Annotated in this window: 21 protein-coding genes and 1 pseudogene; 4 read left to right on the top strand and 18 right to left on the bottom strand. The window is 63.3% G+C overall.

Annotation, left to right across the window (positions count from 1 at the left end; all coding sequences use genetic code 11):
* Positions 1 to 40: 40 nt before the first annotated feature.
* The 12 genes and pseudogenes from rnhA to coxB form a co-directional block, all read right to left on the bottom strand.
* Positions 41 to 571: a ribonuclease HI gene (gene rnhA / locus BPNPMPFG_RS31540; protein ID WP_258592444.1), complete on the bottom strand. Its 531-nt coding sequence runs from the start codon at positions 569 to 571 to the stop codon at positions 41 to 43.
* Positions 568 to 1,530, bottom strand: a complete 963-nt coding sequence (locus BPNPMPFG_RS31535; RefSeq protein ID WP_258592443.1) for a homoserine kinase — start codon at positions 1,528 to 1,530, stop codon at positions 568 to 570. Before BPNPMPFG_RS31535 ends, rnhA begins: the two co-directional genes overlap by 4 nt.
* 5 nt (positions 1,531 to 1,535) lie before the next feature.
* Positions 1,536 to 2,546: a 4-hydroxy-3-methylbut-2-enyl diphosphate reductase gene (gene ispH, locus BPNPMPFG_RS31530; RefSeq protein WP_258592442.1), complete on the bottom strand. Its 1,011-nt coding sequence runs from the start codon at positions 2,544 to 2,546 to the stop codon at positions 1,536 to 1,538.
* Positions 2,547 to 2,635: 89 nt separating this feature from the next.
* Positions 2,636 to 3,391, bottom strand: a complete 756-nt coding sequence (locus BPNPMPFG_RS31525; protein ID WP_258592441.1) for an SURF1 family protein — start codon at positions 3,389 to 3,391, stop codon at positions 2,636 to 2,638.
* Positions 3,388 to 3,774 (bottom strand): DUF983 domain-containing protein, encoded by a 387-nt coding sequence (locus tag BPNPMPFG_RS31520; protein ID WP_258592440.1) that lies wholly within the window; start codon positions 3,772 to 3,774, stop codon positions 3,388 to 3,390. Before BPNPMPFG_RS31520 ends, BPNPMPFG_RS31525 begins: the two co-directional genes overlap by 4 nt.
* Positions 3,775 to 3,777: 3 nt before the next feature.
* Positions 3,778 to 3,942, bottom strand: a pseudogene (locus BPNPMPFG_RS31515) (L,D-transpeptidase family protein); the annotation flags it as partial.
* A 175-nt stretch (positions 3,943 to 4,117) separates the two neighbouring features.
* A complete protein-coding gene (locus tag BPNPMPFG_RS31510) occupies positions 4,118 to 4,999 on the bottom strand; it encodes a cytochrome c oxidase subunit 3 (RefSeq protein WP_258592439.1) in 882 nt (293 codons plus the stop codon).
* Between the two features lies 1 nt (position 5,000).
* Positions 5,001 to 5,633 (bottom strand): cytochrome c oxidase assembly protein, encoded by a 633-nt coding sequence (locus BPNPMPFG_RS31505; protein WP_258592438.1) that lies wholly within the window; start codon positions 5,631 to 5,633, stop codon positions 5,001 to 5,003.
* An 8-nt stretch (positions 5,634 to 5,641) separates the two neighbouring features.
* Positions 5,642 to 5,809, bottom strand: a complete 168-nt coding sequence (locus BPNPMPFG_RS31500; protein WP_495885004.1) for a cytochrome c oxidase system small membrane protein — start codon at positions 5,807 to 5,809, stop codon at positions 5,642 to 5,644.
* On the bottom strand, positions 5,806 to 6,750 hold the full coding sequence (locus tag BPNPMPFG_RS31495) for a heme o synthase (RefSeq protein ID WP_258592437.1): 945 nt from the start codon (positions 6,748 to 6,750) through the stop codon (positions 5,806 to 5,808). Before BPNPMPFG_RS31495 ends, BPNPMPFG_RS31500 begins: the two co-directional genes overlap by 4 nt.
* Before the next feature lie 77 nt (positions 6,751 to 6,827).
* A complete protein-coding gene (ctaD, locus tag BPNPMPFG_RS31490) occupies positions 6,828 to 8,480 on the bottom strand; it encodes a cytochrome c oxidase subunit I (protein WP_258592436.1) in 1,653 nt (550 codons plus the stop codon).
* A 38-nt stretch (positions 8,481 to 8,518) separates the two neighbouring features.
* Positions 8,519 to 9,385, bottom strand: coding sequence for a cytochrome c oxidase subunit II (gene coxB, locus BPNPMPFG_RS31485; protein ID WP_258592435.1), 867 nt, complete (start codon positions 9,383 to 9,385; stop codon positions 8,519 to 8,521).
* A gap of 375 nt (positions 9,386 to 9,760) precedes the next feature.
* On the opposite strand from coxB, the gene BPNPMPFG_RS31480 reads away from it, so the two are divergent.
* The 4 genes from BPNPMPFG_RS31480 (at position 9,761) to BPNPMPFG_RS31465 (ending at position 12,590) form a co-directional block, all read left to right on the top strand.
* Entirely contained in the window at positions 9,761 to 10,300 is a 540-nt protein-coding gene (locus BPNPMPFG_RS31480; RefSeq protein ID WP_258592434.1) for an invasion associated locus B family protein, read from the top strand.
* A gap of 139 nt (positions 10,301 to 10,439) precedes the next feature.
* Positions 10,440 to 11,852, top strand: coding sequence for a metalloprotease TldD (tldD, locus tag BPNPMPFG_RS31475; RefSeq protein WP_258592433.1), 1,413 nt, complete (start codon positions 10,440 to 10,442; stop codon positions 11,850 to 11,852).
* Between the two features lie 86 nt (positions 11,853 to 11,938).
* Positions 11,939 to 12,214: an AbrB/MazE/SpoVT family DNA-binding domain-containing protein gene (locus BPNPMPFG_RS31470; protein ID WP_258592432.1), complete on the top strand. Its 276-nt coding sequence runs from the start codon at positions 11,939 to 11,941 to the stop codon at positions 12,212 to 12,214.
* Positions 12,201 to 12,590, top strand: a complete 390-nt coding sequence (locus tag BPNPMPFG_RS31465) for a type II toxin-antitoxin system VapC family toxin (protein ID WP_258592431.1) — start codon at positions 12,201 to 12,203, stop codon at positions 12,588 to 12,590. Before BPNPMPFG_RS31470 ends, BPNPMPFG_RS31465 begins: the two co-directional genes overlap by 14 nt.
* An 80-nt stretch (positions 12,591 to 12,670) precedes the next feature.
* Here the strand turns inward: BPNPMPFG_RS31465 and BPNPMPFG_RS31460 are convergent, their stop codons facing one another.
* The 6 genes from BPNPMPFG_RS31460 to dxs form a co-directional block, all read right to left on the bottom strand.
* Positions 12,671 to 12,943 (bottom strand): hypothetical protein, encoded by a 273-nt coding sequence (locus tag BPNPMPFG_RS31460; protein WP_258592430.1) that lies wholly within the window; start codon positions 12,941 to 12,943, stop codon positions 12,671 to 12,673.
* A gap of 108 nt (positions 12,944 to 13,051) precedes the next feature.
* Positions 13,052 to 15,406: a caspase family protein gene (locus BPNPMPFG_RS31455; RefSeq protein WP_258592429.1), complete on the bottom strand. Its 2,355-nt coding sequence runs from the start codon at positions 15,404 to 15,406 to the stop codon at positions 13,052 to 13,054.
* Between the two features lie 135 nt (positions 15,407 to 15,541).
* Positions 15,542 to 16,786: a class I SAM-dependent RNA methyltransferase gene (locus tag BPNPMPFG_RS31450; protein WP_258592428.1), complete on the bottom strand. Its 1,245-nt coding sequence runs from the start codon at positions 16,784 to 16,786 to the stop codon at positions 15,542 to 15,544.
* Positions 16,783 to 17,547, bottom strand: a complete 765-nt coding sequence (locus BPNPMPFG_RS31445; RefSeq protein ID WP_258592427.1) for a TlyA family RNA methyltransferase — start codon at positions 17,545 to 17,547, stop codon at positions 16,783 to 16,785. Before BPNPMPFG_RS31445 ends, BPNPMPFG_RS31450 begins: the two co-directional genes overlap by 4 nt.
* Before the next feature lie 39 nt (positions 17,548 to 17,586).
* Positions 17,587 to 17,880, bottom strand: coding sequence for a hypothetical protein (locus tag BPNPMPFG_RS31440; RefSeq protein WP_258592426.1), 294 nt, complete (start codon positions 17,878 to 17,880; stop codon positions 17,587 to 17,589).
* A 148-nt stretch (positions 17,881 to 18,028) separates the two neighbouring features.
* Positions 18,029 to 19,942, bottom strand: a complete 1,914-nt coding sequence (gene dxs / locus BPNPMPFG_RS31435; RefSeq protein ID WP_258592425.1) for a 1-deoxy-D-xylulose-5-phosphate synthase — start codon at positions 19,940 to 19,942, stop codon at positions 18,029 to 18,031.
* Positions 19,943 to 20,013: the final 71 nt, after the last annotated feature.

The following is a 20,013-nucleotide window of genomic DNA, read 5'->3' as shown; positions in this document are numbered from 1 at the left end:
AGAGGTCTTCCCGCCTAAAGAGCCGCCCTTCTCCCGGAACTCAGTAACTCTGGGTCGAGCGCCGTGCCTTCGCGGCCGCCGGCTGCTTTGACTGCTCGACTGGCTTTGGCGCTGCCGCAGGCTTGACCGGGCCTTTCTTGAACGGCGCCATGCCTTCGCGCGCGAGTTCGTCGGCGCGTTCGTTCTCGGCATGGCCGGCATGGCCCTTGACCCAGTTCCAGGTCACCTTGTGACGCCTGTTGGCCTCATCCAGCGCTTGCCAGAGTTCGCCATTCTTCACCGGCTTCTTGTCAGCGGTCTTCCAACCGTTCTTCTTCCAGCCGTGGATCCACTTGGAAATGCCGTCCATGACGTATTTGCTGTCGGTGTGCAGGTCGACCGTGCAAGGTTCCTTGAGCGCATTCAGCGCCGAGATGGCGGCGAGCAGTTCCATGCGGTTGTTGGTGGTCTCCGCCTCGCCGCCGGAAAGCTCCTTGGTGGTGCCGTTGAAGCGCAGGATCGCGCCCCAACCGCCGGGGCCGGGATTGCCCGAACAGGCACCGTCGGTGAAGATCTCAACCTGTTTGCTCATGCCAATCCATATTCCGAAGGAGATTTGATCGCCCGATGAAAACGCATCCTGCGGATGTATTCGGTCGGGTCTCGTTTCATCACCAGCCCGCCATCGGGCACGGTTAACCAGTCGTAGAGCCGGGTCAGCATGAAGCGCAGCGCCGAGCCGCGCGCCAGCATCGGCAGCGCCGCCTTTTCCTGGTCGCTCAGCGGACGCACGCTCTGATAGCTGGCGAGCAATGCCTTGCCCTTGGTGAGGTTGAAGGAAAAATCCTTTTCGAAGCACCAGGCGTTGAGGCAAGTGGCGACATCATAGGCGTAGAGGTCGTCGCAGGCGAAATAGAAGTCGATCAGGCCGGACAGCCTTTCGCCGAGGAAGAACACGTTGTCCGGGAAAAGGTCGGCATGGATGATGCCTTGGGGAAGGTCCTTCGGCCAGTTCCGCTCAAGGTCGGCGAAGTCGGCATCGACCTCCGCCGCCAGGCCCGGCTCAACCTCGTCGGCGCGGTCGCGTGAGGCATCCCAAAGCTTGCGCCAGCCATCGATGCCGAGTGCATTCGGACGCGTCATCGAAAAATCGGCTCCGGCCAGATGCAGGGCCGCCAGGGCCTTGCCGACCTCGCCGCAATGCGTTGCCGTCGGCCGCCGCAGCGAAAGTCCTTCGAGGAAGGTGATGATGACCGCCGGTCGGCCGGCCAGCGTGCCGATGACGCTGCCGTCATCCGCGGTCACCGGCAGCGGGCAAGAGACGCCTTTTTTGGCGAGATGGCCCATCAGACCCAGGAAGAATGGCAGATCCGCCTTCTCGACGCGCTTTTCATAGAGCGTCAAGATGTAGGAGCCGGTGGAGGTGTGCAGCAGGAAATTCGAGTTCTCGGTGCCTTCAGCGATGCCCTTGTAGGACAGGAGATCGCCGACCGGATAGTGCTTCAGGAATGCGCCGAGTTCACCTTCGGCAACGTCGGTGTAGACCGCCATGTGCCTTACGCGGCTCCATTGACGAAAGCCATGTCAGCTCGCGTCAGTTCGACATCGCGCAGTACCCGCATGACCGGAAAATCCTCCGTTTCCGTGGCCGTGATGGCCAGGTCGATCGTGACATCGAAGCGCTGGCGGAACGCGTCGATGATCTCTTCGACGATGATCTCAGGCGCCGATGCCCCTGCCGACAGGCCGAGCGTCGAGATGCCGGCGATGTCATTCCACGGAATCTCGGAGGCACGCTGTACGAGAAGCGACATCGAGGCGCCGGCGCGCTCCGCCACTTCGACAAGACGCCGCGAATTGGACGAGTTGGGCGCGCCGACGATCAAATAGAGGTCAGCGCCGGCCGCGGTCTCCTTGACCGCCTCCTGGCGGTTCGTGGTGGCGTAGCAGATCGATTCCGCTGCCGGGGCATGCAATTGCGGAAAGCGATCCTGCAAGGCGCGGATGATGCCGGCAGTGTCCTCGACCGACAGCGTGGTCTGGGTGACGAAGCCGAGCGCCTGCGAATCTGCAGACTCAAGCCTGGCCGCGTCGGCCTCGGTCTCGACCAGCGTCACCGCGCCGTCCGGTAGCTGGCCCATGGTGCCGATCACCTCGGGATGTCCGGCATGACCGATCAGCAGCACATGGCGGCCAAGCCGCTGATGGCGCATCGCCTGCTTGTGGACCTTCGACACCAGCGGGCAGGTGGCATCGAGATAGAACAGGTTGCGCGCCTGCGCGTCCGCCGGCACCGATTTCGGCACACCATGCGCCGAAAACACGACCGGGCTCTGGCGGTGCTCGGGCGGGATCTCGGAGAGCTCTTCGATGAAGACGGCGCCAAGGCTTTGCAGCCCCTCGACGACGTAGCGGTTGTGCACGATCTCATGGCGGACATAGACCGGCGCGCCATATTTCTTCAGCGCCAGCACCACGATCTGGATGGCGCGATCGACGCCGGCGCAAAAACCGCGCGGCTGGCAGAGCCGGATCGTCAGCGGAGGCTTGGTGGTTGTCTGAAGCATTAAATCCTGGCCGGTTTGTCAGCGCCGAAATGCGGTGCCTACCCCTGCCCTGTCAAGTGCATCGGTAGAAAGGGGGGCGTCGGTCGCCTTCATTCCTCTTTCGCGGGACGGCGAAGCCGCAAGATGAGCACGGCGGCGAGTGCGGCGGCAAGCCCATACCAAGTCATCGCATATTCCAGATGGCTGTTCGGCAGGTCGATGATGGTGACGCCGCCGACGGGCAATCCGCCCGGATTTGGCGTCTTGTCGGCGTCGATGAAGATCGGCACCAGCGCTGCGCCCGCCGGCAGCCCGGCGCTCGCCGCCATCACGTCGCGGTCCTTCCAGTAGAAGATGTTCTTCGCCACGTCGTTGTCGGGAAGCATCATCGACGGCTTTGCCGGCAGCGGATTGCGGGCGAGCCCGGTGACCGTCACCTTGCCCGTCACCTGCCCCTGAGCACGCTTGGCGGCGTCTTTCAGGTCGTAGGGCACAAAGCCGCGATTGATCAGCACGAAGCGGCCGTCGTCGAGGGCAAGCGGTGTGTAGACGTTGAAACCGGCTTCACCTTCCCAGGTCGCGTAGAAATGCCGCTCGCCGGAATGCAGGAAAGTGCCGCTGACGGTGACGGGCGTATAGTCGACGTCTCCGGTCGAGGCGGACTCCTTTTCGACTTCGGCCAACGGCCGCGGCGCCGAATGCGTGCGCTGGTCGATGGTCTGCAGAAGACCCTCCTTCCAGTACAGGCGCTGGACCTGCCAGGTGCCGAGCGCCAGCAGGATCAGCAGTAGGACCAGGCCAAGGCCGAGCAGCAATGCCGTTCTTGGCCGCGAACGGCCACCAGCTCTGGCGGATGCCTCGCTCATTCGCCGCGATCCAGCCGGCCCTCGGCCGCCTTGTTGCGGTATTGCAGCGTCAGCAGCACGCCCTTGATCAGCCGGAGCGCCGTCAGGCACAGCACAACAGCCAGCGGGATCCAGATCAGCAGATGCAGCCAGAGCGGCGGGCTCAACGTGACTTCAACCCAGAGCGCCAGGCCGACGATGATGAAGCCGATGATCAGGATGACGAAGACTGCCGGCCCGTCGCCGGCATCGGCATAGGAATAGTCGAGCCCGCAATTGGTGCAGCGCTTGCCGACGGTGAGGAAACCGGAAAACAGCCGCCCCTCGCCGCAGCGCGGGCAGCGGCCGTGCAGGCCGGCCGAAATCGGATCGATCGGTGGCCAAATCGCCTTGTCGTCGCTCATTGCTTACCGCTCGATCTCGATCGGTGTGCCATCGGCCACCATTGCCCAGATTTCGTCCATGTCGGAGTCCGTAACCGCAATGCAGCCGTCGGTCCAGTCGACCAATTGAAGCAGCCAGCCCCACCAGCCGAAACCATTTGGCTGGCCGTGGATCATGATCATGCCACCGTCGGCAAAGGTCGGAACTATCGCGATCATGCATGTGCAGATGGCAAATTGTCAGCCGCATCGGGCATCGATCGGCGATCATTGCGCCGAAAAGAAGAAGGCGGCCACTTCGCCGCGGCCGCCTCCCCGAAATCCTGGAGCCTCTTCCATCCCGACGAATCGAGATGGGGCTCTATCAGTGGCCTTCGATCACCGCGCCGACCGATCCCCAGACGTAGATCGATGAGAACAGGAACAGCCAGACCACGTCGACGAAATGCCAATACCAGGCAGCAGCCTCGAAGCCGAAATGCTGCTTGGGCGTGAAATCGCCCTTCATCGCCCGGATCAGGCAGACCAGCAGGAAGATGGTGCCGATGATGACATGGAAGCCGTGGAAGCCGGTCGCCATGAAGAAGGTGGCGCCGTAGATGGAATCCTTGAAGGCGAACGGAGCATGCATGTACTCGTAGGCCTGCACCATGGTGAACAGCATGCCGAGGCCGACGGTCAGCACCAGGCCGTTGATCAGCCCCTTGCGATCGCCATGGATGAGCGAATGGTGCGCCCATGTGACCGTGGTGCCCGACAGCAGCAGGATCACGGTGTTGTAGAGCGGCAGATGGAAGGGATCGAGAACCTCGATGCCCTTCGGTGGCCAGACACCGCCGGTGAAAGCGGTGCGGGCGTAATTCTGGACCTCGCTCGGAAACAGGCTGGCGTCGAAATAAGCCCAGAACCAGGCGACGAAGAACATCACCTCGGAAGCGATGAACATGATCATGCCGTAGCGCAAATGGAGCGACACGACGCGCGTGTGGTGGCCCTCATGCGCTTCCTTGATCGTGTCCGACCACCAGGCGAACATGGTGTAGAGGACGATCGCCATGCCGATGAAGAACAGCCACGGATTGGCGATGTTGAAGCCGAAGATCGGGAAGTTGCCGGCCTTGAGATACTGCATCAGGCAGACGCCGCCGATCGCGGTCACCAGCGCGCCGATCGACCCCAGGAAAGGCCATGGGCTCGGGTCGACGAGATGATAGTCATGGTGTGGTTTTGCGTGCGCGTCTGCCATATCAACCCCCGAGATTTGCTTCGGTATTCGAAATTGTCTTGCTGTTGCCCTGGACCGGCTCCGACAATGCCACCGGCTTGCTCTTCTCGACCGGGAACATCGTATAGGACAGGGTGATCGTCTTCACGTCCTTCAGTTCCGGTACGTTCACGATGTCGGGGTCCACATAGAACAGGACCGGCATGTCCAGGGTCTCGCCGGGCTTCAGCGTCGTATCGGTGAAGCAGAAGCACTCGACCTTGTTGAAGTAGGGACCCGCCAGTTCCGGCTGTACATTGAATGTGGCGCGGCCGGTAACGGGGTGATCGAACTTGTTGGTGGCCTGATAGTGCGCCTGCACCGTCTCGCCGATCTTCATCGTCATCGAGCGCTGGACAGGCTGGAAATCCCACGGCACACCGGCGATGTTGGCATCGAAGCGGACGGTAATCTCGCGGTCGAGCACGCGGCCGGCATACTGCTTCTCGGCACGTTGCGTCGTGCCGCCATAGCCCGTCGCCTGGCAGAACATCTTGTAGAGCGGCACCGCGGCATAGGCCATGCCGATCATGCCACCGAAGAAGACAAGGCAGACGAACGCGACGATGCGGTTTGTGTTCTTCTTCGTCGGATCGGTGACTGTCGCGCTGCTCATCGTCGTCCTCACATCGATCCGGAGACGTGATGGCCGAACTTCACGATCGTCGCGATGTAGAAAATGATGACCAGCACCGCTAGCGCCAGACCGATACCGACGGAGCGGTTGCGTCTGGCTTTCCTCTGTCGCTCGGTCAGCGTGACCAGTTCGAGTTTTTCTTCGATCATGGTCATGCTCCACCCATGGCAAGCGCGCGCTCGACAACGCTGTCGGCGAGATAGGCAGCGAAGATGGCGAAGAGATAGAGCAGCGAATAGGCGAACAAGGCCTTGGCCGGCTTCATCACTCGGTCGTCGTCGGCCATATCAAGGACCTTCCACGCGTACCAGACAAAACCCAAACCAAGCAGTACGGCGGCGACACCATAGATCGGCGTGGTGTAGCCCAGCAGCCATGGCAGCACGCCGACCGGCGCCAGCACCAGAGCATAGGCGAAAATCTGACGGCGGGTCGAAGCATGACCGGCGACATTCGGCATCATTGGAATGCCGGCGCGGGCGTAGTCCTCGGACTTGAACAGCGCCAGCGCCCAGAAATGCGGCGGCGTCCACAGGAAGATGATCAGGAACAGGACAAAGCTTTCCAGGCTGACGCTGCCGGTTACCGCGGCCCAGCCGATGACCGGCGGGATGGCGCCGGCCGCACCGCCGATGACGATGTTCTGCGGCGTCCAGCGCTTCAGCCACATCGTATAGACGACGGCATAGAAGAAGATGGTGAAGGCCAGCAGCGTCGCCGCCAGCCAGTTGGCGAGCACGCCGAGCGTCATCACCGACAGCACCGACAGGACCAGCCCGAAGCCCAGCGCCTCACCGGGAAGGATGCGACCGGCCGGCACGGGACGGGACGCGGTGCGCGTCATCACCGCGTCGATGTCGGCGTCGTACCACATGTTGAGCGCACCGGAGGCGCCAGCACCAATGGCGATCGACAGGATCGCGATCACCGCCAGCAGCGGATTGACGGTCACCGGTGCGGCGACCATCCCGACAAAAGCCGTGAACACCACCAGCGACATGACGCGCGGCTTCAGCAGGGCGAAGAAATCGCCCGCCGTCGCTTCCGACATGCGGAAGCCCGCTTCGTCAATCCTGGTTTTGTCGACTAGGGCCATGCGTACTCAAGTCCATCATTCCGTTTGGCCAAAACCGCCGGCAGACCGGCGGTTTCGATTCCATGCAGGCTGCCGCCTTATTTGATCTTCGGCAACTGCTCCCATTGGTGGAAGGGCGGCGGCGAAGGCAGCTGCCATTCCAGTGTCGTGGCGCCTTCGCCCCACGGATTGGCACCGGCCACCCGCTTCTTCTGGAAAGCCTCGAACACGCCGTAGAGGAAGATCGCCACACCAACGGCCGAGATATACGAGCCGTAGGACGACACCATGTTCCAGCCGGCAAATGCGTCCGGATAGTCGATGGTGCGGCGCGGCATGCCGGCAAGACCGAGGAAATGCTGCGGGAAGAAGATCAGGTTGACGCCGATGAAGGTGACCCAGAAGTGGGTGTTGGCGATGGCAAATGAATACATGTAGCCGGTCATCTTCGGGAACCAGTAGTACCAGCCGGCGAAGATGGCGAAGACCGCGCCCAGCGACAGCACGTAGTGGAAGTGAGCGATCACGAAATAGGTGTCGTGCAGCGAGCGGTCGAGACCGGCATTGGCCAGCTGGACGCCGGTGACGCCGCCAATCGTGAACAGGAAGATGAAGCCCAAGGCCCACAGCATCGGCGGCTTGAGCGAAATCGACCCGCCCCACATCGTGGCGATCCAGGAGAAGATCTTCACGCCCGTCGGGACCGCGATGACCATCGTGGCGAAGACGAAATAGCGCTGCGTGTCGAGCGACAGGCCGGTCGTATACATGTGGTGGGCCCAGACGATGAAGCCGACCGCGCCGATCGCCACCATCGCGTAAGCCATGCCGAGATAGCCGAACACCGGCTTCTTCGAAAAGGTCGAGACAATGTGGCTGATGATGCCGAAGCCCGGCAGGATCAGGATGTAGACTTCCGGGTGACCGAAGAACCAGAACAGGTGCTGGAACAGGATCGGGTCGCCGCCGCCGTCCGGCGCAAAGAAGGTCGTGCCGAAATTACGGTCGGTGAGCAGCATCGTGATGGCGCCGGCCAGCACCGGAAGCGACAGCAGCAGCAGGAAGGCGGTGACCAGCACCGACCAGGCGAACAGCGGCATCTTGTGCATCGTCATGCCCGGCGCGCGCATGTTGAATATGGTGGTGATGAAGTTGATGGCGCCGAGGATCGACGAAGCGCCGGCAATGTGAATCGACAGGATGGCCAGATCCATCGCCGGTCCGGGCTGGCCCGAAGTCGACAGCGGCGGATAGAGCGTCCAGCCACCACCGACGCCGTAGGCGCCCGGAGCACTCGGCATGAACATCGAGGTGAGCAGCAGGATGAAGGCCGGCGGCAGCAGCCAGAAGGAGATGTTGTTCATGCGCGGGAAAGCCATGTCAGGCGCACCGATCATGATCGGCACCATCCAGTTGGCAAACCCACCGATCAGGGCCGGCATGACCATGAAGAAGATCATGATCAGCGCGTGCGCGGTGGCGAAGGCGTTGTACATGCTCTTGCCGCCGTCGATCGCGGCGTCGCCGTTCATGCCGTAGACCATCTGCGCGAGGCCACTGAAAATCTGGATCCCCGGCTCCTGCAGCTCCATGCGAATGGCGACCGACAAGGCACCGCCGACGATGCCGGCGAAGATCGCAAAGATCAGATAGAGCGTGCCGATGTCCTTGTGGTTGGTGGAATACACCCACCGGACCCAGCCGTGATACGGCTTGTGGTCGTGGTCGTCGTGAGCTGCAGCGTCTGCCATGTTCCGCTCCGTTCCCTAATCTTTTTCTGGCCGCGGCATCAGTTGCCGGCGGCCGCTACCTTGTTCACGCCGTCGACCTCGGCCATCAGCGCCTTGTTGGCCCCAGGCAGGTCGGTCTTGGCTGCTGCCAGCCAGCTGTTGTACTGCGCGTCGGAGACGACGCGGATGGCGATCGGCATGAAGGCATGGTCCTTGCCGCAGAGCTGCGAGCACTGGCCGTAGTAAAGGCCTTCCTTGTTGGCCTTGAACCAGGTCTCGTTGGTCCGTCCGGGAACCGCATCCATCTTGATGCCGAAGGCAGGCATGGCGAAGGAGTGGATGACGTCCGCCGCGGTCACCAGCACGCGGGTCATGGTGTTGACCGGCACGACCATCTCGTTGTCGACGGCGAGCAGCCGCGGATAGACCGCGCGGTCTTGCTTGCCGGCCTTGGCCCGGTCGGCCTCCTGCAGGATCGCGGAATTGAACGAAAGCGTCTTGTCGAGCTGGTACTCGTAGTCCCAGTTCCACTGGTTGGCGGTGGCCTTGATCGTCAGCTTGGCTTCTTCCGGCGGTGTGTATTGCGCGGTCAGCAACTGGAACGAAGGAATGGCGATGCAAAGCAGCACGACGACCGGTCCAACCGTCCAGATAATTTCGATCAGCGTGTTATGGCTGGTCTTGGAAGGCACTGGGTTCACGCTCGCCCGGAACTTGATGATGCAGTAGGCGAGCAGAAAAAGCACCAGGACAGTGATCGGGATGATGAACCACATCGTGTAGTTTCCGAACCACTCGATCTGCCGCATCATATCGGTCGCCGGTGCCTGGAAGCCGGTCTCCCAGTCCCTGGGCTGATCTGCATGGGCGGATGCGCCGGCGAAAAACGCGGCAGCGGCAATTGCGCCTGCTAGGAATTTTCTCATCGCCCTCATCGTCTCCCAGTTTCTCGCGGCTGTGCCCACGAGAATATCGAACCATGCCGGGAGGGGAATCCCGACCGTCTCAAGCTGGTTCAAACCATACTCTTTTTCCCTCCGCAAGAAAGGAGCGGACGAAACCGTGCGGCATTTTTGCGCGCAAGCCCGGATGTGCCTTTGAAGGCAACGGCAACGGCCCCGAATCGCGTATATTCGGGCAACCGCACCTTCCCGCCGGCTGGGCGTGCCAAGCGTCGCAATTCGGGCGAAATTGGCAGGGAAAAGCGCCGTATTGGCTTTTTCGGGGCAGACCGGCTGCGGTCTCGTCCTTTACTTGGCTTTGGCGCGGCTTAAAGTGCCGTGATTCGCAATGGAGCCGTCATGAACTCTTGGCTTTCGAGACTTGGGCTTTCGAGAACCTTGGCGAAGGTCATCTTTCTCGCCGTCTTGTCCGCGACAGGCTTCTACGGTACGGCCAATGCCGTGCAGCCGAGCGGCACTGTCCGCTCGACGCATGGCGCGTGGTCGATCATCTGCGACACGCCGGCCGGCGCCACATCAGAGCAATGCGTGATGATGCAGAACGTCGTCGCCGAGGACCGGCCCGAGATGGGGCTGTCGGTCGTCGTGCTGCGCACCGCCGACAACAAGGCGGAAATCCTGCGCGTGCTGGCGCCGCTCGGCGTGCTTTTGCCCAACGGGCTCGGCCTCAATGTCGACGGCAAGGACATTGGCCGCGCCTATTTCGTGCGCTGTTTCCAGGACGGCTGCTATGCCGAGGTCATTCTCGAAAAGCCCTTGCTCGACACGCTGAAGACCGGCACGTCGGCCACCTTCATCGTCTTCCAGACCCCGGAAGAAGGCATCGGCATCCCAGTCGACCTCAAGGGTTTCGCCGACGGCTTCGCCGCCCTGCCCTGACCGTCAGGCGCTTGCCAAAGACCCGGTCCTGACGGTCTGCGGTCGCATTTGTCTTCACAACGCGGCGGGACGATTGTCTCGGCGCGCCTTCGCGCCTACATCGTGGCAAAGAACTATTCCTCCTGTGAACGGACGCGCCATGAACAGCCTGATCGGCCAATTCGACATTTCAGACGATCGCATCAAGCAGATCGTCACTGAGACCATCAACGGCGCCGACGATGGCGAGTTGTTCCTCGAATACAGCGAAAGCGAAGCGCTGATGTTCGACAATGGCCGGCTGAAAACCGCCAACTTCAACACCGACCAGGGGTTCGGCCTGCGTGCCGTTGCCGGTGAGGCCAGCGGCTACGCCCATTCCAGCGACCTGTCCGAGGCCTCTCTGCTGCGCGCGGCCGACGCCGTTTCAACCGTCAAGGGCGGCTATTCCGGCACACTGGCCGCGGCACCCGCCCGCACCAACCGCCATCTCTATGGCGACGAGAATCCGATCCCCTCGCCCTCCTTCGAGGCCAAGGCAAAGCTGCTGCAGGAAATCGATGCCTGGCTGCGCGCCGAGGATCCGCGCGTGCGCCAGGTTTCGGCCTCGCTGACCTCATCGTGGCAGCACGTCGAGATCGTGCGCGCCGACGGCCAGGTGGTGCGCGACATCCGCCCGCTGGTCAGGGTCAGCGTTTCGGTCGTCGTCGGCGACGGCGACCGCCAGGAGAGCGGCTCCTATGGCATGGGCGGACGCAAGGCCTTTGGCGATTTTCTCGTCGAGGACAGCTGGAAGCACGCCGCCAGGGAGGCGCTGAGGCAAGCGCTGGTCAATCTCGAGGCCATACCGGCGCCGGCCGGCACCTTCGATATCGTCCTGTCCAGCGGCTGGCCGGGCGTCATGCTGCACGAAGCCGTCGGCCATGGGCTGGAAGGCGATTTCAACCGCAAGAAGACCTCGGCCTTCGCCGGCCTGCTGGGCCAGCAGGTCGCCGCCAAGGGGGTGACGATCGTCGACGACGGCACCATGCCCGAGCGGCGCGGTTCCCTGACTGTCGATGATGAAGGGACGCCTTCCGCCCGCAACGTGCTGATCGAGGACGGCAAGCTGGTCGGCTACATGCAGGATCGCCAGAACGCCCGGCTGATGGGCATGAAGGCGACGGGCAACGGCCGGCGCGAAGGTTATGCCCACCAACCGATGCCGCGCATGACCAACACCTACATGACGGCGGGCGACATGGAGCCTGACGAAATCATCGCTTCGGTCAAGAACGGCATCTATGCCGTCTCCTTCGGCGGCGGCCAGGTCGACATCACCTCGGGAAAATTCGTGTTCGGCTGCACCGAGGCCTACATGATCGAGAACGGCAAGGTGACGCAGCCGATCAAGGGCGCGATGCTGATCGGCAACGGGCCGGATGCCATGCACCGCGTTTCCATGATCGGCAACGATATGAAGCTCGACACCGGCATCGGCATGTGCGGCAAGGCCGGACAGGGCGTCCCGGTCGGCGTTGGACAGCCGCATTTGCGCATGAACCAGATGACGGTGGGCGGCACGCGGGTTTGATTGATCGGCCGTCGAGGCTTCATAGCCTTGAAGCCGGCGTAATCTCCGGCTATCTTACAGTTGTCTTACATCAAGGCTGAACTGCCATGGCTGCTCCGGAAAAGCTCGTAACTACCGTCTCGACCAAGGGGCAGGTCATCCTGCCCAGCGTCATCCGGAAACGCAGGGAATGGGGCGCAGGCACACGCCTGCAGGTCGAGGACACACCGGAGGGCGTGCTTTTGAAGCCGGCTCCGGCTTTTGCCGAGACGCGGCCAGAAGACGTGTTTGGTTCCCTGCCACATAGCGGCGAACCCAAGACGCTGGAAGAAATGGACGCGGGCGTGCTCGCCGAGGCGCGGCGTCGCCATGCTCGCGATTGATACCAACGTCATCGTTCGTTACCTTACAGGCGATCACCCCGAGCAGTCACCGCGCGCTCGTCAGTTGATCGACGGCCAACCGGTCTTTGTAGCCACTACGGTGATCCTGGAGGCCGAATGGGTGCTGCGCAGCGCCTATGGCTACGGCCAGGCCGAAATCGTTCGGGGCCTGCGGGCGTTCGGTGGGCTCCCCACCGTTGAGATGGAGGATGCCGCCACCGTCTCCTCCGCGCTCGATCTGGCCCAAACGGGAATGGATTTCGCGGATGCCTTGCATCTGGGCAAATCCGCGCACTGCGTCGGACTTGCGACTTTCGACCGCAAGTTCATCAAAGCCGCGCGGGCCGCGGGGCAAGACAGCGTCCGCGAGGTCTGACCATTGCCGTTTCCAGAATTGCTCCGAGCCTCCCCGGCAAGGCACGCGGGCGCGACACCTTCGCCGGGGATAGCCGATAATCAGCCGGCTTTGCCGCCGTTCTTCTTGCAGTCAGCCCGGAACTTTTCGCGTGCCTTGCCGTGCAGCTTCTGGGCGTCCGCAAGTGCGGAACATTGCTTCGAAATCGCGGTTTTCTGAGGTGTCATAGCAGGCGCCGACTTCTTCGTCGGTGCGGTCGTGGTTGTGGCTGGCGCCGTTGTGGTCGTGGTGGCCGCTGTCGTCGCTGCCGCGGCGGCTCCCGTCGCGATGAACCCCGCCAGGGCGATAGACGTCAGAACGCTTGCAATCCTCATTATAGTCTCTCCTTGAGCGCCCCCTGCCCAGATTTGACTGGTATCAGCGAGTCTGGACACCGCGCAATCTTGGCAGTGGCCGACCACGCAGTTGTGATGAGCGCCCGCCTATTTTTTGCAGGCAGGTTCGTTGGGATGTCCGCATGGCGGCTTCTTTCCAGGCTGCGGCTGCGGCTGCGGCTTTTGCTGTATCGATGGCTGCCGCTGCGCCTGGAATTGCGGCTTCTGCGGTTTTGACAGCACCTGTACCTTCGGCTTGTCCTGCAGCTTCAGCTGACGCTGCGGATTGCTGTTCGGGACCTTGTTGGCCGCCGGCCCGGCATCGGTCGGCGGCTTGCGGAACTTGGGTGCCTTCCCCTGCCCGTTGACCGAACCGTTCGTCGAGCCTGGATTGCTCACATCCTGGCCGTGAGGTTTCTTGAATTTGCCGCCGGCCGCGACCTGACCGCTGCTGGCCTTCAGTTTCTGTTGGGCGTTCTGTTTCGGTTGGGCGTTCTGTCCGGTGCCAACGGGCGTGCCGCCGCCAGCCGGGAGCTTGCGCAACTTGGCGCCCTTGCCTTGTCCATTGCCCGGTCCATTCGTCGCCGGAGATGCTCCATTGGCGCTCGCCGCGGCGTTTGCGGCGGCAACACCTTGCTTGCGCTTCCCGGATTTGTCGTTTGGCAGGTTCTGACCATTGAGGACCGGCTTGCCATTAAGGACCGGCTGGCCATTGAGGGCCGGCTTGCCATTGAGAACCGGCTTGCCGTTGACGAGCGGCAGCGTCTTGCCGTCGGCGCCGGGCAAGGCGTGACCGGCCAGCTTGTCCGCCGGCGCTGTTTTGGACAGCGGCGGGCTTCCGGTCTGTTGTCCCTTAGGGACAAGCTTCAAAGGCGGGCCGCCCGGATTGACCTTGGCCAGCGTGGCTTCCTTTTTCTGCAGGAAGGCCGGCAGCGCCACCTTGGCCGCCAGTGCCGCCGCACCGAGGCCGACGGCGCCAGCGGTCAGTTTCTGGCCGGTGGTGAGGCCACCCTGGTTCTCGTTGATCGTCGTGTTGTTGTTGACGATGGTGGTGTTGTGGATGTTGTTGAAGATGACATTGTTCGGCGGCGGCAAGATGTCCTGCGGCGGGTTCACCCAGGCCGGCACCGGCACAAAGACAGGCGTCGGCAAAAGGAATATTCCAACCGGCGGCGGCGGTGGCGGCAATTCAATGAAGTCGCGCGGCCGCGGCGGCAGGAAGATCACGGCCACGGGCGGCGGCGGATCGAAGCCAAACTCGGGATCATCGAAATAGAGCACGGGCCGGTCGACGTAGACGATCTCTTCCGGCGGCGGCGGCGGCACATCATAGTCATAGACGGTAAAGCTCTGCGGCGGCTCCAGGTCAGCTTCGAAATGCTCCAGCCGCCGGCGGGCATCCCAGGAGTGGGGGCCGTGCGGGTAGCGCTCGAGATAGGACCAGTAGGCTTCGGACGTATCCCGCAGCCAGGTCTGGCGCCATGTGATGGCTTCACGCCGCGCCGCCAGGATCGCACGCACGCGCTTGGCCATCGGATCGTGGGGATAGGCCACCAGGAAGTCTTCGTAGCCGCGCATCGTGTCGCGGTCGAGGGCGGCGACATAGGCGTCATGCGCGTCGAAGTCGCGGATCGCCTTGGCCCGCGTGGTCCTGACTTCCGCTGCCGAAACCTGCTGCGCAGGCGCGTCCGGACCGCGGTCGAAGAAGACAAAGGGCTGCGTGATCTTGGAGGCGTTCCAGGGCACCTCCGCGCCATCAGTCACTTCGTTGACCCGCAGCCGGGTCCGGTCGAAAACGTCGCCCAGCTGCAGGCCGCCATCGCGGATCATCTCGGCGAGCGCCTGGGCATAGGCACCGTACGGCCCCTTGCCTTCAGGCGCTACCGTGCCCGGGGCGGCATTGAAGGCGATCATCATATTCGGGTCGGGATCGACCAGCGCCAGGCCGCCGGCAAGCGGCTGGTTGGACTGCGCGAAGGAATTTGGCCGCGCCGCATCGAGCACGACGATGTTGACCCTCGTCGGCAATGCGGTGAGCGGTTTGGTCAGATCGGAAACCCGCACCGCCGCCATCGGCACGTCGGCGGCATTCGCTATCTGAGCATCGACCGGTGCGAAATAGTTCTCGCCCTCGAACTGCAACCCTTCGCCGGCGAGATAGACAACCACCACCGCGTCGGGACCGGCTGCCGTCACCTTGGCGAGGAAATCGCGGTAGGCGCCACGCAGCGATTCCTGGTCGACGTCGCGCGCGCCGACAACGTCGAACCCCGCCGCCTGCAATGTCTGCGCGATTAGGCCGGCGTCGTTGGCCGGCGTCGCCAGTGCTCCGGACGGATAGGCTGCGTTGCCGATGACGAAGGCAAGGCGTTTTTCGCTCTGCGCGACAGCGCCGACCGTCGACCCGAGCGCAAAGATGGAGAGAGCGAGGAAGAAAGCAAGATACTTCGAGACCGTCCGCATTACGATCAACCGTCAGGTGAGAGCAACGACAGCGCGGAAGGGCCTCCTCCGCGCGGGAACTCCAACTAGGCGGGCGCAACAAGGCGGCTTTGCGGCGCTATTCCGGTCTCAACCAAACGTGATCATTGTCCGGCTTCAGGCACGCCTGCGTTTCGGCTTCTCCAGAAGGGCGACCGCCTCGACATGCGGCGACCACAGGAACTGGTCGATCGGCGTGACGCTTTTCAAGGTGTAGCCGCCGTCCAGCAAGATGCGCAGGTCGCGCGCCAGCGTCACCGGATTGCAGGATACAGCGGCAACGAAGGGAACATCCGAGCGGGCGATCTGCTTAGATTGGTCCTCGGCGCCTGCCCGCGGCGGGTCGAACACGAGGCCGTCGAAGGCGTTCAATTCCTTGAACGTCAGTGGGCGGCGGAACAGGTCGCGGCGTTCGCCCGTCACCCGCTTCAGGCCGGTCGCGAAGCGCGATCCCCGGTCAAGCGCCGAAAGGGCGGCCGCGTCGCCTTCGACTGCATGGACTTCCGATTTGGCCGCAAGCCGCAAGGCAAAGCTGCCGCAACCGGCGAAAAGATCCGCGACCTTCTTGGCACGCTTCAAATGGCCGACGACGATATCGGCCATCGCCTGTTCGGCGGCCTCGGTTGCCTGCAGGAAGGCGCCGGGCGGAATGGCAACGGCAACACCGCCAAACGTGACCACGGGCTTCCGTGGCTCGATGATGATCTCGTCATCGATGGACAGCCTGGCAAATCCCTGAGCCAAGACGAAGTTGGAGGCGACCCGACGCTGGTTCTCACCCAGTTTTCCTGACTCGTAGACCGCGACATCGAGGCCCGAACCGGTCACGGTGACCGCCAGCCGGAACGATTTGGTGGTGGCGCAGATCAATTCGGCGAGCGCCTTCAGCCTATCGAATGCGCTGACGATCTCGGGCAGTGAGATCGGGCATTCCGATATGGAGATGATCTCCGGCGACAGATGGCGATTGAAGCCGAGCAGCATGCCCGTATCGGTGCGCCGCGCGGCGAGCACGACACGGCGGCGCGTGTGCGGGGCGCAGGCGACCAGTTCGCCGATGTCGCCATCGATGCCCTTGCCTTTCAGGGCGTGCACCACCTTCTCGCGTTTCCACTGGCGATAGGCTTCGGCTTCGAAATGCTGGAGCGCGCAACCGCCGCATTCGGTGAAATGGCGGCAGGCGGGATCGATGCGCAGCGGCGAAGCCTCAAGCACCGCCATCAGCATCGCGCGGTCTTTTTCGCGCGCGGCGGTGACGGTTTCGCCGGGCAATGTGAAGGGAATGAACAGATCGCCGCTCTCGGTCTCGGCGATGCCGTCGCCCTGGGCGCCGAGTTTCCTGATGCTGAAGCGCGCGCTCATCGATCCTTGATCCCACCGAGCAGGAATTCGCGATTGCCGTCGCCGCCTTCGATGGGCGACAGATGCAGCCCGAGCGAGCGCCAGCCGGGAACCGCGTCGAGCCAATCCTGCACCAGGCCGGCGACACGGGCGGCATCGTAGGGGTCTTTCAACAGGCCGCCCTTGCCGATCGCTTCGCGGCCCGCCTCGAACTGTGGCTTGACCAGAAACATGGCGGCGGCGCCAGCCTTGGCAATGGCAAGCGCCGGCGGCAGCGCCAGTTTCAGCGAAATGAAGCTGACATCGGAAACGATGAAATCCGGGATACGGCCGCCAAGATCGGCGACGATAAGATCGCGAGCGTTCAGGCCCTCGATAACAGTTACACGCGGATCGCCGCCGATATCGGGATGCATCTGGCCATGACCGACATCAATGGCGGTGACATGGGCAGCGCCGCGCTCGAGCAGGACCTGGGTGAAGCCGCCGGTCGAGGCGCCGATGTCGAGCGCTTCGCGGCCGGCGGGATCGAGGCCGAAATGGTCGAGCCCGCCGATCAGCTTGAGCGCCGCGCGCGACACATAGCCCTGCGCGGGATCATCGATGGCAATCAGGCATTGCGGCGAGACGTTCTGACCGGGCTTGCGGGCAATGACGCCGTCGACCGTCACCGTGCCGCGTTCGACAGCGTCGCGCGCACGCGAGCGGCTGACAAACAGGCCGCGCTGGACGAGCAGGTCGTCGAGCCGCTGGCGGATGCTGGCTGGCAGAGGCGAATTCATCGGTCTTCATGGCGAAAGCCGACGACGATGGCAAGGGCGCTAGAAGATGGTTCGCGAAACCTGGCGCTCTATGGCTGGAGACAAACCGTCGTCCCGATCCCCCGAGGCCTGCTCGCGTGGGTGCTCGGGCGGGACCGCAGGCGCCGCACCAGGGTCTGGCACGACTACCAGTTGCGGCACCTGCTTGTAGGAAAAGGCGCCGCGGAGATCGCCCATCTTGCCGGCGATGATGCCCATGGCCGCCTTTTCAAGGCTGCGATCATAGCGCGTTTCGGCAGCGGCCGCCGCAACAATGACCGCTGAAAGCGCCACGCCGCACAGAAGCGTCTTCATTGTTATTGTCTCCCTGCCTGATCACGATCTAGCAGGGCGCCGTTGAAAAACGGCCAAGAGACGCGGTAAGCAAAGCGCCAAAGGAAAGCGTTAACAATGCGTTAAGGCATCAAGCCGGCGAACCGGTTCAAGTCGTTGAGATTTTGATTCAGGCGCGCTGGGCGCGGGCTGTATGGCCAAGGGCGACGAATACGGTGCGCACGATGCCGGCGGCGTCGAGCCCGGCATCGGCATACATCTTCTCCGGCTTGGCGTGGTCGGTGAACGCGTCGGGCAGCACCAGCGGGCGCACCTTCAGGCCGCTTTCCAGCAGGCCCTCATGAGCGAGGAATTGCAGCACATGGCTAGCGAAGCCGCCGATGGCGCCCTCTTCCACCGTCACCAGGACCTCGTGCGAGCGGGCCAGCCGGCGGATCAGATCCTCGTCAAGCGGCTTGGCAAAACGCGCGTCCGCGACCGTGGTGGAAAGCCCGGCAGCGGCAAGCTCCTCGGCGGCGATGAGGCAATCCTGCAGCCGCGTGCCGAAGGACAGGAGTGCCACCTTGGTGCCTTCCTTGACGATGCGGCCCTTGCCGATTTCGAGAACCGAGCCGCGCTCGGGCATGTCGACGCCGACACCGTTGCCGCGCGGATAGCGGAAGGCGATCGGGCCGTCATCGTAGCTTGCCGCGGTGCGCACCATGTGGCGCAGTTCCGCCTCGTCGGCCGCCGCCATGACGACGAAACCCGGCAAGGTCGCCAGAAAAGTGGTGTCGAAGGCGCCGCAATGGGTGGCGCCATCGGCGCCGACGAAGCCGGCGCGATCGATGGGAAAACGCACCGGCAATTTCTGGATAGCGACGTCGTGGACGACCTGGTCGTAGGCGCGCTGCAGGAAGGTCGAATAGATCGCCGCGAACGGCTTGTAGCCTTCCGTGGCAAGGCCGGCGGCGAAGGTCACCGCGTGCTGTTCGGCGATGCCGACATCGAAGGTCCTTGACGGAAACGCTTCGCCGAACAGATCGAGACCGGTGCCGCTCGGCATGGCGGCGGTGACGGCGACGATGCGGTCGTCCTCGCGGCCTTCCCTAACCAGGCTTTCGGCGAACACCTTGGTGTAGGCCGGTGCGTTGGCCGGCGCCTTGGCCTGCGCGCCGGTGATGACATCGAACTTGTTGACGCCGTGATATTTGTCGGCGGCGGCTTCCGCCGGCGCATAGCCCTTGCCCTTCTGGGTGACGACATGGATCAGCACCGGGCCTTCGCCATTGTCGCGGACATTCCTGAGGACCGGGATCAGGTGTTCCAGATTGTGACCGTCGATCGGGCCGATATGATAGAAGCCGAGCTCTTCGAACAGCGTGCCGCCGGTGACGTAGCCGCGTGCATGTTCGACCGCCCGGGTAATCGCGCGATCTGCCCGCTTGCCGAGATGGGAGGTCAGTTTCTTGCCGAAGTCGCGCAGGCCCACATAGGTCTTGCCCGAGGCCAGGCGCGCCAGATAGGCGCTCATGGCGCCGGTAGGCGGCGCGATCGACATGTCGTTGTCGTTGAGGATGACGATCAGGCGAGCGTCGAGCGCGCCGGCATTGTTCATCGCCTCGTAGGCCATGCCGGCCGACATCGCGCCGTCGCCAATGACGGCGATGACATTGTTGCGGCCGCCGGAGAGGTCGCGGGCGGCGGCCATGCCGAGACCCGCCGATATCGATGTCGAGGAGTGGGCGGCGCCGAAGGGATCGTATTCGCTCTCGGCGCGACGGGTGAAACCGGACAGGCCGCCTTCCTGGCGCAATGTGCGGATGCGGTCGCGGCGGCCGGTCAGGATCTTGTGCGGATAGGCCTGATGGCCGACATCCCAGATCAGCCGGTCATCCGGGGTGTTGAAGACATAGTGCAGTGCCACCGTCAGCTCGACCACGCCAAGGCCGGCGCCAAGATGGCCACCGGTGTGGGACACCGCGTCGATCAGTTCGGCACGAAGCTCGGATGCCAGTTGCGGCAGCTCGCTCTCGGCAAGCGTGCGCAGGTCGGCCGGGATGCGGACCCTGTCGAGAAGCGGCGTATGCGGCGTTGCGTTCACGGGTAGGCCTGCTCGGGCTTTCTGTTCAAGGGCGAAATAGGCCGCCGGCCAACGAATGTAAATGCGTGTCA

Origin of the sequence: Mesorhizobium sp. AR07 (assembly GCF_024746815.1) — a bacterium.
Classification (GTDB): Bacteria; Pseudomonadota; Alphaproteobacteria; order Rhizobiales; family Rhizobiaceae; genus Mesorhizobium.
This window is presented reverse-complemented; position numbering and strand designations above follow the sequence as displayed.